This is a genomic window from Pseudonocardia wallangbongensis (genome assembly GCF_054486945.1).
Map to the genome: position 1 here is coordinate 1 of NZ_JBRERS010000006.1, position 15,497 is coordinate 15,497.

The 15,497-nt window shown below is 72.1% G+C and carries 15 protein-coding genes and 1 pseudogene; 9 read left to right on the forward strand and 7 right to left on the reverse strand.

All coding sequences use genetic code 11. From position 1 onward, the window contains the following. The coding region (locus ACU436_RS22110) for a transposase (RefSeq protein ID WP_459028198.1) at nt 1-321 on the forward strand (321 nt) is incomplete at its 5' end. Nucleotides 322-408: 87 nt separating this feature from the next. Here the strand turns inward: ACU436_RS22110 and ACU436_RS22115 are convergent. Beyond that, nucleotides 409-1,098 (reverse strand): annotated as a pseudogene (locus ACU436_RS22115) (helix-turn-helix domain-containing protein); the annotation flags it as partial. Between the two features lie 120 nt (nt 1,099-1,218). Continuing rightward, the gene (locus ACU436_RS22120; protein ID WP_459028200.1) at nt 1,219-2,547 is read right to left on the reverse strand and encodes a lipopolysaccharide biosynthesis protein; all 1,329 of its coding nucleotides are present in this window, start codon (nt 2,545-2,547) and stop codon (nt 1,219-1,221) included. Between the two features lie 230 nt (nt 2,548-2,777). Between ACU436_RS22120 and ACU436_RS22125 the strand changes: the two genes are divergently transcribed. Next, on the forward strand, nt 2,778-4,466 hold the full coding sequence (locus tag ACU436_RS22125; protein ID WP_459028202.1) for a choline dehydrogenase: 1,689 nt from the start codon (nt 2,778-2,780) through the stop codon (nt 4,464-4,466). A 5-nt stretch (nt 4,467-4,471) separates the two neighbouring features. Here ACU436_RS22125 and ACU436_RS22130 read toward each other — a convergent pair whose 3' ends face one another. The 3 genes from ACU436_RS22130 to ACU436_RS22140 all read right to left on the reverse strand — a co-directional run bounded on the left by ACU436_RS22130 (nt 4,472) and on the right by ACU436_RS22140 (nt 6,123). Continuing rightward, complete coding sequence (locus ACU436_RS22130; protein WP_459028204.1) at nt 4,472-4,960, reverse strand: hypothetical protein; 489 nt, start codon at nt 4,958-4,960, stop codon at nt 4,472-4,474. 61 nt (nt 4,961-5,021) lie between these two features. Next, complete coding sequence (locus ACU436_RS22135; protein WP_459028206.1) at nt 5,022-5,213, reverse strand: hypothetical protein; 192 nt, start codon at nt 5,211-5,213, stop codon at nt 5,022-5,024. A 94-nt stretch (nt 5,214-5,307) separates the two neighbouring features. Next, nucleotides 5,308-6,123 (reverse strand): SAM-dependent methyltransferase, encoded by an 816-nt coding sequence (locus ACU436_RS22140; protein WP_459028208.1) that lies wholly within the window; start codon nt 6,121-6,123, stop codon nt 5,308-5,310. 109 nt (nt 6,124-6,232) lie between these two features. On the opposite strand from ACU436_RS22140, the gene ACU436_RS22145 reads away from it, so the two are divergent. From ACU436_RS22145 to ACU436_RS22160, 4 genes are read left to right on the forward strand one after another with little or no spacing between them, the layout of a single operon-like run. Further along, entirely contained in the window at nt 6,233-8,722 is a 2,490-nt protein-coding gene (locus ACU436_RS22145) for an ATP-binding protein (protein ID WP_459028210.1), read from the forward strand. Between the two features lie 52 nt (nt 8,723-8,774). Then, entirely contained in the window at nt 8,775-9,662 is an 888-nt protein-coding gene (locus ACU436_RS22150) for a GlxA family transcriptional regulator (RefSeq protein ID WP_459028212.1), read from the forward strand. A 46-nt stretch (nt 9,663-9,708) separates the two neighbouring features. Beyond that, on the forward strand, nt 9,709-10,452 hold the full coding sequence (locus ACU436_RS22155; protein WP_459028214.1) for a hypothetical protein: 744 nt from the start codon (nt 9,709-9,711) through the stop codon (nt 10,450-10,452). 29 nt (nt 10,453-10,481) lie between these two features. Beyond that, complete coding sequence (locus ACU436_RS22160) at nt 10,482-12,020, forward strand: hypothetical protein (RefSeq protein ID WP_459028216.1); 1,539 nt, start codon at nt 10,482-10,484, stop codon at nt 12,018-12,020. 24 nt (nt 12,021-12,044) lie between these two features. Here the strand turns inward: ACU436_RS22160 and ACU436_RS22165 are convergent, their stop codons facing one another. Continuing rightward, complete coding sequence (locus ACU436_RS22165; protein ID WP_459028218.1) at nt 12,045-12,713, reverse strand: TetR/AcrR family transcriptional regulator; 669 nt, start codon at nt 12,711-12,713, stop codon at nt 12,045-12,047. A 763-nt stretch (nt 12,714-13,476) separates the two neighbouring features. On the opposite strand from ACU436_RS22165, the gene ACU436_RS22170 reads away from it, so the two are divergent. Both ACU436_RS22170 and ACU436_RS22175 read left to right on the forward strand, forming a co-directional pair. Further along, the gene (locus ACU436_RS22170) at nt 13,477-14,607 is read left to right on the forward strand and encodes an inorganic phosphate transporter (RefSeq protein ID WP_459028220.1); all 1,131 of its coding nucleotides are present in this window, start codon (nt 13,477-13,479) and stop codon (nt 14,605-14,607) included. Between the two features lie 14 nt (nt 14,608-14,621). Then, complete coding sequence (locus ACU436_RS22175) at nt 14,622-14,867, forward strand: hypothetical protein (protein WP_459028222.1); 246 nt, start codon at nt 14,622-14,624, stop codon at nt 14,865-14,867. Nucleotides 14,868-14,905: 38 nt separating this feature from the next. Here ACU436_RS22175 and ACU436_RS22180 read toward each other — a convergent pair whose 3' ends face one another. Further along, nucleotides 14,906-15,130 carry a hypothetical protein gene (locus tag ACU436_RS22180; RefSeq protein ID WP_459028224.1) on the reverse strand — a complete coding sequence of 75 codons (225 nt, stop codon included), beginning with the start codon at nt 15,128-15,130 and terminating at the stop codon, nt 14,906-14,908. A 140-nt stretch (nt 15,131-15,270) separates the two neighbouring features. Between ACU436_RS22180 and ACU436_RS22185 the strand changes: the two genes are divergently transcribed. Further along, the gene (locus ACU436_RS22185) at nt 15,271-15,480 is read left to right on the forward strand and encodes a UBP-type zinc finger domain-containing protein (RefSeq protein WP_459028226.1); all 210 of its coding nucleotides are present in this window, start codon (nt 15,271-15,273) and stop codon (nt 15,478-15,480) included. Nucleotides 15,481-15,497 lie beyond the last annotated feature (17 nt).

The window sequence follows — 15,497 nt, forward strand, 5'->3', positions numbered from 1 at the left end:
TTCCTGGCGTTCCCACCCGAGCTCCGCAAGATCATCTACACGACGAACGCGATCGAGTCACTGAACTACCAGCTCCGCAAGATCATCAAGAACCGTGGGCACTTCCCGAACGACGACTCCGCGATCAAGCTGCTGTGGCTGGCGATCCGCGACATCGAGGACAAACGCGCACGCGCGAGAGCGAAGGAGAAGGGCCTGCCGGCCAGCGAGCGGCGAGCCGAGGGCCGGCTCGTCGAAGGCGCCACGATCCAAGGCTGGAAGCGGGCCCTCGGCGCACTCGCCCTGGCCTACCCCGACCGCATCAGTACCTACCTGACCTGACCACTTATAGATCGACTTACACAGACTTCTTGACAGGCCCTCTGGTTGGAACCGTTCGATCTTGCCGCAGGTTTGCGGGTGGAACGGTCGGGCGTGGATCGCCTGGACCCCCAGCCCCGCCAGGCCGTCGACGAAATCACCGGTCCGGCCCACCCCGCCGAAACACGGCCCGTTGTCCGACAGGACCCGCGCCGGTAGCCCCCACGCCTGCCCGGCGGCGTGCACCGCGGCCTGGGCAGCGGCGGTAGTCGGGCCGAGACAGGCGTGCGCGGCCACCACCACCCGGGAATGGTCGTCGAGCACATCCATCACCCAGGCTTCACCGCCATCAACCAGTTCCCAGCGGGTGGCATCGATCTGCCAGCAACCGTTCGGGTCCGGATAGGTGAAGCGGGTGTAGCTGGCCCGCGGCCGCTTCTGCGGCTGCGGGGCCACCAACCCGTTGCGCACCAGCACCCGGTGGATCGTGGACACCGCCGGACACGCCAGCCCGGACCGGCGCAGCTCGTCGGCGATCGAGGCCGCCCCCCGCGGCGGATCCGGCCAGTCCTCATCGGTACGCAGCCGGATGATCTCCAACTCCAGCGCCGGGTCCACCGCCCCCGGACAACGGTGCGGACGCCGCGACCGCGGCCTCAACCCCGCCGGGCCCTCGGCCACATACCGCCGCCGCAACCGGTAGAAGGTCTGCCGAGAGATCTCCAACTCCGCGCACAACGCGGTCACCGACACCGCATCACAACTCCCGGCAAGGACCATCGCCAACCGTGTCTCCATCGGGACAACCCATCCGACCACGACCGAACAGCCTCGGCCACGATCAAGCAGCTGTCACCGATGTCGCGAGACATACCTGTCACCGATGTGTCCGGACTTGGCACGACAGATCTGTCGCCCTCACACCATTTTCGGTGATCTCGCCATCCGGCGTTGCAGCAGAACCGCGGCGGCCACCAGGCACTGGGCGCCGAGCCACGCCCACCCCGCGCCGGTGATGCCGATCATCGGGACCAGGACAACGGTGCCGATGATCACGAGCGCGCAGAGCGCGGCGGGCTGCCCGACCAGGACGGATCGGCGGCGGCTCACGCGCGCCGCCCAGACCGTGGAGTTCGTGATGACGTTCGGGATGGCGGACAGCACCAGCAGGACCAGGAGCAGCGTGCCGGTCTGCGCGTAGGTGCCGCCGAACACCCACAGGATCGGGTAGGAGGCCAGCGCGGTGACGAGGGCGCCGGGCACGATCAGCGTGAGCGCCTTGCGCTCCATCCCGCGGCGGGCGCGGTCGGCCCCGGCGCGGCCGGCGGCGGCGTTGTGGGCCACCATCGACTTCCCCATGCCGATCGCCACCAGGTAGAAGGCGAACGCGATCTGCCAGACCACCCCGTACACGGCCGCGCCGTCGGGCCCGGCAAGGTTGATCACGACGAGCGGCAGGCCGAAGACCGCGGCCTGCCAGAAGATGTTCCCCGCGTAGTCGGCGCCCACGAACTCGCCGAGGTCCCGCACCGTGACCGGGTGGACGACGGGCGGCGGCGGGGCCGACCGCACCGCGCGGGTGAGCCAGCTGGTGACGACGACCACCACGAGCAGGGTGGCCACCACCCACCCGGTGGCGATCCCGCTGTCCAGCGCGAGCCACGCGGCGACCGCGAGCAGGGCGACCTTCAGCAGGGAGAACACGAGGTTCTCCCAGAGCACGAGGTCGGCGCGCTTGATCGAGGTGAGGGCGGCGTCCTGGAGGACGAACACCGTGTAGAGCGGCGTGCTGATCACGAAGAAGCCGATCAGGGCCGGGTAGCCGACCGCGCTCACGAGCTCGGGGGCCCACACGCTCGCGCCGACCGCGAACACGAGGCCGAGCACCGCCGCCACCCCGATGCCGACGACGAAGCAGCCCGCGATGATCCGGCCGCGCCGCTCGGCGACGGGGACGAAGCGCAGGATCGCATTGCCGAGGTTCAGGTGGGCGGCCGAGCCGAGGAGCGTCATCGCGGAGATCGCCGTGGAGTTCAGCCCGACGACGGTGGGGTCGAACAGGCGCGCTGCGAGCACCCAGAACAGCATCCCGATGCCCGACGACGCGGCCGAGCTGAGCACGAGCGCCATCCCGTCGCGGTGCTGCGGGGCGCGCCAGCCGTCCTTGGCCACCTGGCCGAGCGCCAGGGGCGCGGTCACGACGTCGAACTCCACGGTGGGGGAGTCGAGCTCGCGGCGTGGCTGCACGCGGTCCATCATCCGGCCGCCCCCCGACGTGACCGCATGCAGGTCGTGCCTCCCCTGGAACAGCGCCAACGTGCCGTCTATCGGGCGCACCCGCCAGGGTGTTAGCCGGCCGGGTCGGCTGTCCGCGGTCCCACGGCCCCGTGTAGCGTCCCCCGCCGTCAAGAGCCGCTGCACACCCGATCGAGTGACACCGGGCGCCGTGGCCGGCATGTTGCCATGAGGGGGGCGCAGTGACGGACTCGTTCGATCACGTCATTGTCGGTGGTGGTTCGGCGGGTTCGGCCTTGGCGAACCGCTTGTCGGCAGACCCGGCACGGCGCGTGCTGGTGCTCGAGAGCGGCCGGCCGGACTACTCGTGGGACGTGCTGATGCGCATGCCCGCGGGGATCGCGTTCACGCGCGGCGTGAGCTTCTACGACTGGCGTTACCGCAGCGAGCCCGAGCCGGGCCTGCGGGGCCGGCGGATGAACCTGCCCGCAGGCCACATGCTGGGCGGCACGAGCAACCTGTACGGGATGCTCTACCAGCGCGGCAACCCGATGGACTACGAGGGCTGGGCCGCGCGGCCCGGCATGCAGAACTGGGGTTACGCGAACGTCCTGCCGTACTTCAAGCGCATGGAGGACGCGGAGGTCACCGGGCCGCTGCGGGGTCGTGGAGGCCCGCTGACGGTGCAGAAGGGGCGCCCGGGCAACGTCCTCTCCCAGGCGTTCCTGGTGGCCGCGCAGGAGGCCGGGCACTACGCCACCCCGGACGTCAACGGGCACCGGCAGGAGGGCTTCGGGACCCTCGACCACAACATCCGCCGGTCCCGGCGGTGGTCGGCCACCCGCGCGTACCTGCGTCCTGCCATGAACCGGCACAACCTGACGGTCCGTACGGGCACGACCGTCTCGAAGGTCATGTTCGACGGCACCCGGGCGGTCGGGGTCGAGTTCGTGGACCGGCGCGGCAACGTGGAGCACGTGCTCAGCCGCGACATCGTCCTGTGCGCAGGCGCGATCAAGAGCCCGCAGATCCTGCAGCTCTCCGGCGTGGGCGACGCGGCGGCGCTGGAGTCGCTGGGGGTTCCCGTGGTGCACCACCTCCCCGGTGTGGGGGCGAACCTGCAGGACCACCTCGCGATCCAGATCCAGCACTCCTGCACGAAGCCGGTGTCGTTGCAGCCCACGGCCAACCTGAAGAACGCGCCGTGGATCGGGGCGCAGTGGCTGTTCCTGCGCAGCGGGCCGGGCGCGACCAACCACTGGGAAGCCGGCGGGTTCGCCCGCAGCAACGACAAGCTGGCGTTCCCGAACCTGATGTACCAGTTCCTGCCGCTGGCGTCGAAGTCGTACCCGACGTCACCCACCGGCCCGCACGGCTACCAGGTGCACGTCGGGGTCATGAACTCCGACTCGCGGGGCAGCATCTCGCTCACGTCGCCGAACTGGCGCACGCCCCCGGCGATCCAGTTCAACTACCTGTCCACCGAGAAGGACCGGCAGGACTGGATCGACGCGGTCCGCGTCACGCGGGAGATCATGGCGCAGTCGGCGCTCGCCCGTTACGACGGCGGGGAGGCAGCCCCCGGCCCGGACGTCCAGACCGACGACCAGATCTGGGACTGGGTGGTGACGAACGCCAAGTCGGCCATGCACTACTCCGGTTCCTGCCGGATGGGCACCGACGACCAGGCGGTGGTCGACCCGGACACGATGAAGGTGCGCGGCCTGGACGGGGTGCGCGTCGTGGACGCGTCGGTGATGCCGACCGTCACCAACGCCAACACCTACGCCCCGGTGATGGTGATCGCGGAGAAGGCCGCCGACATCATCCTCGACCGGACGCCGCTCCCGCCCGACCACACCGAGTACTTCCGGCGCGACCAGACCCGGACCACCGAGCTGCGCGTGGCCACGCCGGACAAGGCGAGCTGACCGGGTCAGTCCCGCTCTCCGTCGAAGGGCAGGATGCGGGCCCACTGCTCCCGCACCTGCTCCTCCACCTCCTCCGCGTCGCCCGCGCCGGCCGACGGCACCACCGTGAGGCCCGGCCCGCGTTCCTCGGCCATCTCCAGCACGGTGACGAAGACCTGGGCGCAGGCGAAGGCGTGGTCGACGTTGCTCCTGACGCCGGCGTAGCGGGCGTCGTCGAGTTCGAACGCGAGCGGGTAGATCCGGCGCAGCACGGTGACCAGCTCTCGCGCTGACCCGAGCGCGCCGTCGTAGTCGCCGACGAGCGGGGCGCGGATGGTCAGCGCGTCCATGAAGGCGTCCTCGAGGTCACGGGCGAGAACCCGCACCCGGAACAGGGTGGCGTCGGCCTGGTCCCGAGCGAGCTCGAGGCGGTCCTCGAGCTCGCCGGCGACGTCGAGTGCGCGGTCGAAGGTGCCGTTCAGCAGCACGCTGAGAGATCTGCGACGGCCGGTCACCCGGGCGACTCTACCGAGAGTCCCTCCCCGGTCACAGGGAGAAGTCCGGGGTTCGTGCCTGTCAGAGCGGGGGAGGCGGCCCACCCGGGCCACCTGCGGGGGCGCTGCCGGCGGTCGGGGTGGTGGTCGTGTCGACGGCGGCCGTGAGCGACACGGTGTAGCCGCTGGTGACGTCGCCGAAGACGTTGTCCGTGGCCAGGCCGACCTGCGAGAGGTTGCTGACGGACCGCTCGTAGCCCGGCTGCGCGTACACGACCTCGCAGACGTCCTGGGGCAGCGCGATCTGGGCGCCGCCCGCACGGTCCCCGTTGGGGCGCTGCTGTGCGCTTCCTGTCCGGTTCCTGTGCCTAGGACTTGCGGGCCACCGCGCCGTACGCGTCGATGTCCGGCCCCGGCTCGCCGTCGGGACGCCACCGTGTGATCGGGACCAGCCCTGGCTCGACGAGCGCGAGCCCGTCGAAGCATCCCGCGAGCTCGGCCGGGCTGCGCAGGACGTAGGGCGCGCCGCCGCTCTCCGCCAGCTTCTGCCCGCCCTCGACGACGGCGGCGCCGGTGTCCGTGCCGTCCCAGAGCGCGAGATGGCTTCCCGGCGGCACGGCGTCGAGCACGCCGGACACGATCGAGCGGACCACCGCGGTGTCCGTCTCGTACCCGAGCACACCCATGAACATGACGGCCACCGGTTCGGTGTAGTCGAACACCTCGCCCGCCTCGGCGACGATGCGCCGCGGCTCGTGGTAGTCGGCGTGCACGTACGTGGTGGCACCGGCCTCTGTGGTGTTCACCAGCAGCGCGCGGGCGTGGGCGAGCACCATCGGGTCGTTGTCCACGTAGACGATCTTCGAGTCGGGTGCGACCCGCTGGGCGACCTCGTGGGTGTTCTGCATCGTCGGCAGGCCGGTGCCGATGTCGAGGAACTGCCGAATCCCGGCCTCGCCCGCGAGGTGGCGCACGACCCGGATGAGGAACCGGCGCGAATGCACCGCCATCGTGACGATGTCCGGGTACACCTCGGCGACCGCGGCGCCCGCCACCCGGTCGGCCGCGAAGTTGTCCTTGCCGCCCATCCAGTAGTTCCAGATCCGTGCCGCGTGCGGCGTGGACGTGTCGTAGGGAACGAAGTCCTCGTCCGGCAACTCGGCCCTCCGATCGCGGCGCGGCATCGGAATGGTACGCACGGTGACCGCCGTCGCGGCACCCCACCGGTGTCGACGCACGCCCGTTCCGGTTACGACAGGATGGGGTCCCCCCGGCCGCGTGACGAGGAGGACCGTGCCGGACCACCGGACGAGCGATGTCGGCAACCAGGACACCGGACGGCTGCTGCGGGAGTGGCGGGAGAGGGCGCTGCTGACCCAGGAGCAGCTCGCCGCGCAGGCAGGCCTGTCCGTGCGCTCCATCCGCCGGCTCGAACGCGGCGGATCCGCGCAGAGCACGTCGATCCGGTTGCTGGCCGAGGCACTGGGGCTGAGTCCCGAGGAACGCGCGTTGCTCGTGGCTGCGAACCGCGAGCCCGTTCCGGACCGGCTGCGCCAGCTCCCGGGCCCGTCCCCGCTGTTCACCGGCCGGAAGCCGGAGCTCGCCGACCTCGACCGCGTCAGCGATCAGGCCCACCTCGTGATCGTCACGATCGCCGGGATGCCGGGGGTCGGCAAGACCGCCCTCGCGGTGCAGGCGGCCCACCGGGTGGCGTCCCGCTACCCGGACGAGCAGATCTACCTCGACCTGCACGGATACGCCCAGGGCGGGCGCCCGGTCGAGCCGGGCGAGGCGCTCGACCGCCTGCTGCGCTCGCTCGGCGTGCCCGCGGAGCAGGTTCCGGCCGACCCCGACGACCGCGCGGCGCTGTACCGCAGCAGGCTCGCCGATCACCGGGCCCTGATCCTGCTCGACAACGCGGCCACCGAGGAACAGGTGGCCCCGCTGCTCCCGGGAACACCCGGATGCCTCGTGCTCGTCACGAGCAGGCGCCTGCTCACGGGGCTGGACCACAGCCACGCCCTCTCCCTCGACCTGCTGCCGCTGCCCGACGCCGTCACCCTCTTCGCCCGCGCCGCCGGTGAGCTGCGGGTGCGCGAAGAACCGCCCGCCGCGCTGGCCGAGCTCGTCGAGCTGTGCGGGCGGCTCCCCCTCGCCGTCCGCGTCGCCGCCGCACGCCTGCGGTCGCGCCCGTCCTGGACGGTCGCGCACCTCATCGACCGCCTGCGGCTCTCCGAGTTCGAGGCGGGCGAGCGCAGCGTGACGGCCGCCCTCGACCTGTCGTACCGGCAGCTCTCCGCCGAACAGCAGCGCGCGTACCGGCTCCTCGGCCTCCACCCCGGCGTCGATCTGACCGCGCACGCGGCCGCCGCACTGCTCGGCGTCACCCGGCAGAAGGCCGAGCGGCTGATCGATCACCTGCTCGTGACGCACCTCCTGCAGGAACCGGCTCCCGGTCGCTTCCGGTTCCACGACCTGGTCCGCGCCCACGGCGTGGCCAAGGCCGACGCCGAGGAGCCCGAACCGGACCGGCGGGCCGCACTCACGCGGCTGTTCGACCACTACCGGCACGGCGCCGCCGCCGCCATGGACATCGCCTACCCCTACGAGCGCGCCCGCAGGCCCGACGTCCCGCCGTCCGGGTCGCCCGCGCCCACACCTGCGGACCCGGCGGGCGCCGTCGGGTGGCTCGACGCCGAGCTCCCCACCCTGCTCGCGGTGGCCCGGCACGCCGCCGACCACGGCTGGCCCGAGCACGTCCACCACCTGGCCGCGATCCTGCACGTCCACGTCGTCGGCCGTGGCCGGTACGCCACCGCCGAGGCCCTCCACGACCGGGCGCTGACCGTCGCCCGCGCCGTCGGCGATCGGCTGGCCGAGCAGAACGCACTGGCCAACCTCGGGCGCACGCACCTCAAGCAGGGCCGCAACGAGCAGGCCGCGGACCGCTACTCGCAGGCGCTCGAGATGGCCCGTGCCACCGGTCACGTCTCCGTCGAGGTGGACGCGCTGCTCGGCCTCGGCCACTTCCACCTGTTGCGGGGCCGCGGCGAACGAGCCGCCGAGTACCTCTCGCAGGCCCGGCGGCTCGCCCACGACACCGGCCACCACATCACCGAGCTCAACGCCCTGATCGCGCTCGGCTGGCTGCACCGCCAGCTCGGCGACTACGAACGGGCCCTGGAGACCTTCTCGCAGGCGCAGAAGCTCGCCCACGACACCGGCAACCCCAGCAGCGAGGCCGACGCGCTGGCCGGACTCGGCTGGCAGTACCGGCAGCAGGATCGGCCCCGGGACGCCGTCGCCTGTTTCGAACAAGCCCACCGGATCGCCCACGCCATCGGCAGCCGGCACGGCGAGCTCAACGCGATGATCGGCCTCGCCGCCGCCCAGCGGGTGCTGGACCTGCACGATCCGGCCGCCGAGACCTACCGTTCCGCCCTGGCGCTCAGCCGCGAGATCGGCAACCGGAACCTGGAGTTCGAGGCCCTCCAGGGGATGGGCCGCCTCCACTTCGCCGCCGGGCGTCCCGACCGGGCCCTCGCCTCCCACCGGGAGGCGCTCGAGGTCGCGACCCAGCTGCACCAGGCCGCTGACCAGGCGAACGCCCACGACGGCCTCGCGCACGCCCTCGAGGCTCTGGACCGGCACGAGGATGCCCGGCGGCACTGGCGGCGGGCCCTGGCCACCCTCACCGAGCTCGGCGCCGAGAACACCACGGACGGCGAGGTCACCGCGGCGGACATCCGGGCCCGCCTCGACCGGAACCGGGGTGGCCGGTAGCTGACCGGCGGATGACCTGGCCTCCGTCCGCCCCGTCGCAGAGAGTCGCTCCGTGCCGGGAGAACGACGCGTCGCGACGCACGCGGTGGCGGTGTTGGTGACGCCTGCCGCGTCCGTCGTCGAGCTGGGAACGCCCGCCGAGGTCTTCGTCCACGCGCGGTACGTGCTGCGGTACTGCGCCGACGACCCGGGCGGCGTCACGCTCGCGTCCGGGTTCTCGATCGACGCGACGCACGGGCTCGACCAGCTGGTCACCGCCGACACCGTGATCGTCCCGGGAGGGCCGGGCCGGGCCCTCGACCCGCAGCCCGCGATCAGCCACGCGCTCCGCACGGCGGCCACCCGCGGTGCCCGGTTCGTCGCGGGCGGCTCGGGCACCTTCGTCCTGGCCGTGGCGGGCCTGCTCACGGGGCGCCGCGCCACCACCCGCCACGACCTCGCCGACGATCTGCGGTGCCGGTTCCCCCGGGTCCGCGTCGACACCTCGGCACCCATCGTCGTCGACGGCACCATCCGCACGTGCGCAGGCGGCACCACCACCGCCGAGCTGTGCCGGGAGCTCGTGCGCCACGACGACCGACCCGACACCGCGGACGACCTCGCCGACGTGATCGAATGGGCCACCGTTCGCCTCGGCGATCCGCTCAGCCTCGCCGACCTCGCCCGGGCCGCTCACGTGAGCTCGCGGACCCTCGCCCGGCGCTTCGAGGCCGCGCTCGGCACGTCACCGATGCAGTGGCTGCTCGCGCAGCGCATCCGGCGCGCCCTGCACCTCCTCGACACCACCTGCGAACCCGTCGAGCGGATCGCGCGGATGACCGGCTTCGGCAGCACGAGCAACTTCCGCCTGCAGTTCACCCGCGCCACCGGGGTGTCCCCGCAGGCCCACCGCCGCGCCGTGCGCGAGCGGGTCGGCCTCGGCGCGCGGAACGCCGGGTAGCGGCGAGCCCGTTGACCTTCCCCGGACGCACGTCCAGGATCCACACGTGGATCCGGTCACTCTGGTCGTGACCGCGGTGGCGCTGGGCGCATCCGCCGGGCTGACGGACACGGCGACAACCGCGGTGAAGGATGCCTACGCCGGCCTGAAGGGCCTGTTGGGACGCCGGTCGATCGACGTCTCCGGGGTCGAGCGACGGCCGGGGTCCACGGCACGGCAGACCGCACTCCACGAGGACCTCGCGGGCGCAGCCGAACCCGTCGACGACGAGCTGCTCGCCGCGGCGCGCGCGATGACCGACGCGGTCGCCACGCACGACACCGCGGCCGCGCAGGCCATCGGCGTGGACCTGCGCGACGTGCAGTCCGCGTTCATCAAGCGTTCATCAAGATTGGCGCGGTCGCCTCGACCGGCACCGGCGTACGCATCCGTCGAGCTCCCGCGAGATCTGCGTCGACGCCTCGTCGAGGCCGGCGAGCTCACCGGCGACGAGCTGCCTGCCGAGATCGACGAGCACGACCGCGAGATGCTTGCGAAGGCCCGCGAGGCGCACACAGCGGAGACGCCCCGGCCGGTGGCGGAGCTGCTGAGTGACGTAAGGCGCCGCAACGTCGTGCTACTCGGAGATCCGGGCGCAGGCAAGTCGTCGCTGCTGCGCTACGTCGCCCTGTCCCTCGCCGCCGAGACGCAGGACGACGAGGTCCGGGCAACGCTCTCGGGCAGCCTGCGCGCCCTCGATCGCGTATCAACCGCCGGCGGTCGCGCCTCCTCACCCACCGGGCCACCATGAACCCCGGCGAGCCGACGCGAGGAGGGGACATGGCCACGCTGCCACCGGAGTTCCTGGACCCGAACACCCCGCCCGACGTCGTGGTGACCGATGCGCTCCGGCCGCGCATCGACGACCCGACGCTCGGGGTCGGGCTCGGTCCGCCCGGCACGGACGTCCCGGCACCGCCCTCCGACCCCCAGCACCGGCTCGTGACGGTCGGCGACTCCCTCACCCACGGCCTGACCAGCGGGGCCGTGTCGCGAACGGATCTGTCCTGGCCCGCCGTCCTCGCCCGATGCCTCGGCGTCCCCTTCCAGGTGCCCACGTACGGCGGCCCGCTCGGCGGCCTGCCGTTCAACATCGAGGGGCTGTTGCGGAAGCTGCAGGTGCGGTTCGGTGACCGCCTGAGCGGCCTCGAGGTGCTGGCGCTGCCGCTCGCCCTGCAGCAGCTGGCCGACCAGAACGAGGACTACTGGGAGCGCGGGGACGGGAGCAAACCGCCGCGCACGGACCTGCGCTACGACAATCTGGGCATCTACGGCTGGGACCTGCGCGACAGCCTGTCGTACACCGGCGGCCGCGCGGCCGCTCGGATCGCCGCCAACCCCGCGCACGACGACCTGCTCGGCGCGATCCCGTCCAACGACAACGACATCGCCGCCTGGTCGGTGCTCGCGCCGTTCGGTGTCGCCGCGACCCAGATCGGCTCCGCTGCCTGGCACGGACGGAACGGCGGCATCGACACGCTCGTCGTCGTCCTCGGCGCGAACAACGCGCTCCGCACCGTCGTCGACAAGAAGATCCTCTGGAGCGGCGACGGCTTCGCCGACCTGGACCGCAAGGGCAGCTACAACGTGTGGCGGCCGACCCACTTCGCCACCGAGTTCGCCGAGCTCGTGCGGGCGGTCGAGGCCATCAGCACGCGGCGGGTCGTCCTCGCCACCGTGCCGCACGTGACGATCGCGCCGATCGCGAAGGGCGTCAACCCGCAGGAACCCGGCCGGAAGTGGCGTCCCGGCTCGCGGTTCTTCCCCTTCTACACCGACCCGTGGATCGACGAGGCGGACTTCGACCCCGCCAAGCACCGGCACATCACCCACCAGCAGGCGCGCGCCGTCGACTCGGCGATCGACCAGTACAACGACGCCATCGCCGAGGCAGTCCGCGACGCCCGCAGGCGCGGCCGCGACTGGTTCCTCTTCGACCTGTGCGGGATCCTCGACGGCCTGGCCTACCGCCGGTTCGCGAGCGATGCCGAAGCCACCGAACGCCATGCGTGGCGGGCCCACGGGATCCCGGCGCCGCTCGCGGACCTCGACACCCGCTTCTTCCTCTCCGACCGCACCGGCAGGTTGCAGGGAGGTCTCTTCGGGCTCGACGGCGTCCACCCGACGGCGTCCGGTTACGGGATCCTCGCGGACGAGCTCGGCACGCTCCTTTCTGCCGCGGGCGTCCCGGCCAAGCGCGTCGACTTCGACGCGTTGCGGCGCGAGGACACGCTCAACCAGGACCCGCCTGCCCTGATGACAACGGCGTTCGACCTCGCGACACCGTTCCTCGCCCGCCTGGTCACGCGCAGCCGGTGAGGTCTCGCATCCGCCGCCGGGGCGTCACGCCCAAGGGGGTCCGGCACCGTCGCGCCCGACGAGGAGGTCGGGGCGGAGTGCGCCGAAGAGCACCGTGAGCAGCAGGTCGGCGGTGTCGGACGGGGGCTCCTCCTTGCGGTTGATGCTCCGCACGAGAAGCAGGTTGACCACCATGCCGCTGATCTCGAAGGCGGGCGGGTGGGAGCGCAGCTCGCCCGTGGCCTGGCCGTGCTCGATGAGCAGCAGGAGCGCCACGTTGATGGGAGCGATGATCCGCGGATCGCCCTGATCATCCGGGTCCGGCGCCTTCCCGACCCGGATCGTGTAGTCGAGCATGGCAGCGGTGAACGCCGCCGTCAGCCCGCGGTGGTACCCGCTGAGGCGAGCCAGCGCGTTGACCTGGTCGATGAGCGCCTCGACGACCGGGCGCCGGTCGGCGATGTCCTGCTCGGCCTGGCGGATGTGGCCGCGCACGTAGGGTTCGTACACGGTTCCGAGCAGGGCGTGCTTGGTCGGGAAGTGGTTGTAGGCCGTGGCCGGGCTGACGCCCGCGGCTTCGGCGACGTCCTCGATGCGGGTCGCGCCCCAGCCGCGGCGGCTGAAGGCCGAGTCGGCTGCCGCGATCAGGGCCGCGCGGGTGCGGATCCGCTTGGTCCGAGCTGCGCGGGCTCGCGGATCGGCCGGCTCGTCCACGCTCCACCGTTCCCAGATGGCACAGCCTGCCCGTGCCGTCGCGATTCGCGCAGACGTTACCGCAGCCCGCTTCACGCCCCGGCCCGGTCCTCGACGGTGAACTCGAGGGAGTCGCGCGGCAGCACTCCGTGCACGATCATCGGGTCGTGACCGGTGACGCCACCGCCGAACGGCTGCACGAGGCGCTGGTACGGACGATCCGTGCGGCCGGCTGCGCGTGGCGCGAGCCGGTGCACAGGGCCCTCGTTTCCGTGCCCCGACACCTGTTCGTGCCCGAGGTCCCCCTCGAGGAGGCGTACGCGGCCGGCCGCTCGGTGGTGACGAAGCGCGACCCGCAGGGCTTCCCGCTCAGCTCGGCCTCCGCGCCCTCTCGCCGGCGCAGTTCCTCCCGATGGACGCGCCGGGTGGCGAGCACGTCCACACCGTCGGCCACACCGACGGCGAACCGATCGCCCTCATCTGCGACGACGACCAGTCGGTCGACCCGGATGCCCTGCTCGGAGTCCTCGATCGACCCGCCGAGGCCGCCTGGTCAGGCGTGACCGTCGGCGAGGCTCCGGCTTCTCCCGAAAGGCGCGATCATCGACAAGCACCACACTCGCCTCGTCATCACCTGTCCGTGACACCGAATTGGCCGGGCTGTTTGCATTCGTCCGGAATGACCGGGTTCCCTGGTTTAATCAATAGTTCAGGCCATGTTGGTGCGCCGGCTCGCCCCGGGGCGTGACGCTGAGTCGTCCGGTCCGAGTTCGGGAAGGCGCGCATGGACGTCATGTTGATCGTCGTCGTGGTGGTGGCCACGGCCCTCGTCTTCGACTTCACCAACGGGTTCCACGACACGGCGAACGCGATGGCGACCTCGATCGCCACCGGCGCGCTATCCCCGAAATTGGCGGTGACGATCGCGGGGGCCCTGAACCTCGTCGGCGCGTTCCTCTCGGTCGAGGTCGCCCGAACGATCTCCAGCGGAATGGTCGACGAGACCAGGATCGGCCCGATCGTGATCTTCGCAGGGCTCGTCGGCGCGATCCTGTGGAACCTGCTGACCTGGCTGCTCGGCCTCCCGTCCAGCTCGTCCCACGCCCTCTTCGGCGGGCTCATCGGCGCGACGCTGGTGGCCGCGGGGATGAACGCGGTGAACTTCGGGACGGTCCTGACGAAGGTCGTCGTCCCCGCCGTGATCTCCCCGATCCTCGCCGGCCTCGTGGCCCTGATCGCCACCTACCTCGCCTACCGGATCACGACGCGGGCCGACACCGGCACCGTGACCCGCGGTTTCAAGGTCGGCCAGATCGTCTCGGCGTCGATGGTCGCGCTCGCGCACGGCACGAACGACGCGCAGAAGACCATGGGCGTGATCACCCTGACCCTGATCACGGCCGGGTTCCTCGCCCCGGACTCGAGCCCGCCGTTCTGGGTGATCCTCTCCGCGGGTCTCGCGATCGCGCTCGGCACCTACATCGGTGGCTGGCGGATCATCCAGACGCTCGGCAAGCGGGTCAGCGAGATCCAGACCCCGCAGGGCTTCGCCGCCGAGACCAGCGCGACGGCGGTCATCCTCGCCTCATCCCACCTGGGCTTCGCGCTCTCGACGACGCAGGTCGCCACGGGCGCCATCTTCGGCGCGGGTGCCGGGCGCCGGCTCGCCGGCGTGCAGTGGGGCGTCGCAGGCCAGATGGCCGTCGCCTGGATCGTCACCCTTCCGGCCGCGGCCGCGGTCGGAGCCGCCTCGGCATGGCTCGCCTCCACCGGCGCCGTCGGGACGATCATCGTCGCGCTGGTCGCCATCGCCTTCGCCGGCGCCATCTACGTCGCGTCGCGGCGGCATCCGATCACCGCCGAGAACGTCAACGACGTCCCGGCCCCGAACGCGCCCGCGCGCGCCGCGGCCTGAAGGGAGATCTTCTGATGAGCATCGCGTGGGGATCGCTGCTCGTGGTGTGCGTCGCGGCGCTCGCGGTCGGGGTGGCGGTCGTCGTCCTCGTGGCACTCGCGCTCGTCGGCCTCTCGGCGCGGGCGGCGCTGCCGGTCGGTGGCCCGGACGACGGCGCGCGGCCGCCGGTGAGCCCGGTGGCCGGCACCGCGATCGCGGTGCTGTGCCTCCTGGCGGTGGCGGCGATCGTCGGCTACGGCCTCTACCTGATCGTCGCCTGACGCGTCCCACCAGTCGAGCACCCGGGTACCGAACAGCGTCAGCCACCTCGACGGCTCGCCCGCCGGTACGTCGACCTCGAACCAGGAGCCACCGGTTCGCCCGTCGACAGCCGGCGGAACAACCCGCGCCGCAGCAGGCACTCCTCACCGGAGCGCCGGGCGGCGCGCGTCGCCTCCGTGCCGCCGGTCGCGGCGTCGTGGGCGAGCAGCCCCTTGAGCGACTTGAGCGTCGAGTGGACCGACGAGCGGGTCGACCCCTCCACCCACTCGCAGTTCCAGCCGTCGTCCGGCAGCCGGTGCTCGAGGAACCAGTCGACGATCCGGGTGACGTCGGCGCCGAGCCACAGGCCGTTCGCGACGGTCCAGGCGTTGATGCATCGGCATCGTCGCGCTGGGCGCCCTGGTGGCCATCGTCCTGATCCGCCCGGTCGCGTGGGTCCACCTCCGCAGGTGCCTGCGCTGCGGTCACGTCGGGTGCCGCGACGACTCCCCCGGCCGCCACGCGAGCCGGCACCGGGACGCCAGCCCACACCCGCTCGTCCGGTCCTTCCAGCCGGGCGAGGACTGGGCGTGGTGCTACCCCGATCGGCTCCTCCTCGCACCGGACCGCTGATTCTGGAACCGTGATGG

Excerpts from the sequence above, each read along its gene's own strand:
- ACU436_RS22160 (WP_459028216.1), top strand. The coding sequence starts at position 10,482 with ATGGCCACGCTGCCACCGGAGTTCCTGGACCCGAACACCCCGCCCGAC.
- ACU436_RS22170 (WP_459028220.1), top strand. The coding sequence starts at position 13,477 with ATGGACGTCATGTTGATCGTCGTCGTGGTGGTGGCCACGGCCCTCGTC.
- ACU436_RS22175 (WP_459028222.1), top strand. The coding sequence starts at position 14,622 with ATGAGCATCGCGTGGGGATCGCTGCTCGTGGTGTGCGTCGCGGCGCTC.
- ACU436_RS22140 (WP_459028208.1), bottom strand. The coding sequence starts at position 6,123 with ATGCCGCGCCGCGATCGGAGGGCCGAGTTGCCGGACGAGGACTTCGTT.